The organism is Streptomyces phytophilus (assembly GCF_013870535.1).
In the GTDB taxonomy this organism is placed as follows: domain Bacteria; phylum Actinomycetota; class Actinomycetes; order Streptomycetales; family Streptomycetaceae; genus Streptomyces; species Streptomyces phytophilus.
Genome location: NZ_JACBXC010001283.1, coordinates 1 through 1,684 on the forward strand (window position 1 = coordinate 1; position 1,684 = coordinate 1,684).

At 71.5% G+C, this 1,684-nt stretch carries 2 protein-coding genes; both read right to left on the minus strand.

Features of this window, described 5'->3' with window-relative positions; genetic code table 11:
• Positions 1 to 60: 60 nt before the first annotated feature.
• Positions 61 to 1,395 (minus strand): TadA family conjugal transfer-associated ATPase, encoded by a 1,335-nt coding sequence (locus H5J30_RS31615; protein ID WP_181791002.1) that lies wholly within the window; start codon positions 1,393 to 1,395, stop codon positions 61 to 63.
• 2 nt (positions 1,396 to 1,397) lie between these two features.
• Positions 1,398 to 1,684, minus strand: a 287-nt coding sequence (locus tag H5J30_RS31620; RefSeq protein ID WP_181791004.1) for a hypothetical protein, incomplete at its 5' end; no start/stop codon positions are given.

Consider the following 1,684-nt stretch of genomic DNA (forward strand, 5'->3'; position numbering starts at 1 on the left):
CGAGGGCGCCGGCGAGCAGCGCCAGGCCGACGACGAGTGCGAACAGCTCCCGGCGGTCCATCACCTCGCCTCCCGCGTCTGCAGGTGCCGCTCCGACGGCGCCACCCCGAACGCCGGCGGGACGGGTTCGCCGGCGTAGAAGAGGCGGTCGCCGGTGCGCCGCGGCAGCGGCGAGAACTCGAACTGGCCGCGGACGATGCGGTCCGAGCTGATCGGCAGGGCGCGGAAGCGGCAGACGGACACCAGTTGGTAGACCTCCCGGCCGCGGGACGACAGCATCACGATCTCGTCGATCTTGCGGGTGCCGTCGGTGTGCCGCGCGAGCTGCACGATCACGTCGACGGCGGAGTTGATCTGGTCGCGCAGCGCCTCGAAGGGCACCTCGACGTCCGACATGGACGCCAGCGTCTGCAGGCGCATCAGCGCGTCCTCGGCGGAGTTGGCGTGCACGGTGGCCAGCGACCCGTCGTGGCCGGTGGACATGGCCTGCAGCATGTCCAGCGTCTCGCCGCCGCGGACCTCGCCGACGATGATGCGGTCGGGGCGCATGCGCAGCGAGTTGCGTACGAGGTCGCGGATGGTGATCCGGCCCTTGCCCTCGACGTTCGGCGGGCGCGACTCCAGCCGGATCACGTGCGCCTGCTGCAACTGCAGCTCCGCGGCGTCCTCGACGGTGATGATGCGCTCGTGCTCGGGGATGAGCCCGGACAGGGAGTTCAGCAGGGTCGTCTTCCCGGCGCCGGTGGCGCCGGAGACGATGACGTTGAACTTCGCCCGGACCAGCCCGGAGAGCAGCAGCAGCGTGTGCTCGTCGAGGGTGCCGAGGCCGATGAGTTCGGCCAGGGTGTACGAGCGCGGGAAGCGGCGGATCGTCAGCGTCGGCCCGGTGAGCGACAGCGGCGGGATGATGACGTTGACGCGCTCGCCGGTGGGCAGGCGGGCGTCGACCATGGGCGTCGACTCGTCCACGCGGCGGTTGACGGTGGAGACGATGCGTTCGATGGTCTGCATCAGCTGTTCGTCGGAGGCGAAGCGCAGCGGCAGCTGCTCGACGCGGCCGGCGCGCTCGACGTAGATCCGGTCGGGGCCGTTGACCATGATCTCGGTGACGCTCGGGTCCTCCAGCAGCGGTTCCAGGATGCCGAGCCCCAGCGCCTCGTCCACGACGCGGCGGATGAGCTGCGAGCGCTCGGCGGTGGAGAGCACGGGGCCCTCGCGGCTGAGGATGTGGCCGAGCACCCGCTCCAGCCGGGAGCGGCGTTCGGCGGGCGACAGCGCCGACATCTCGGCGAGGTCGATCTCCTCCAGGAGCTTGGCGCGGTAGGTGGGGACGAGGGTCTCGCCGTGGCCTTCCGTCGTGTGGTCGGGAGTGGTGATACGGGCCCGCAGGCTCATCGTCAGTCCTCCCCCCGCGGCATGGTCGAGCTGCGCTCGATCGAGCCGAAGTTGCCGATCCCGGGGATGACCGACGGGATCTCGACGCTGGCGGTGACGGTGACCTCGCCGCTGCCGGAGGAGACCTCGAAGCCGGCGTCGAGCCAGTCGCTGATGGACGCCTCCCCGGCGGCGACGGCGGAGGACGGCGGGTCGTCCAGGGACTCCATGCGGGCGGCGGCGCGGGCGGCGGTGCCGGCCTGATCCTCCGGACACTTGGCATTCCGGCCAGTATCGTACGGGGCCGCGC

Coding starts and splice junctions, on each gene's coding strand:
- H5J30_RS31615 (WP_181791002.1), bottom strand. CDS start 1,395: ATGAGCCTGCGGGCCCGTATCACCACTCCCGACCACACGACGGAAGGC.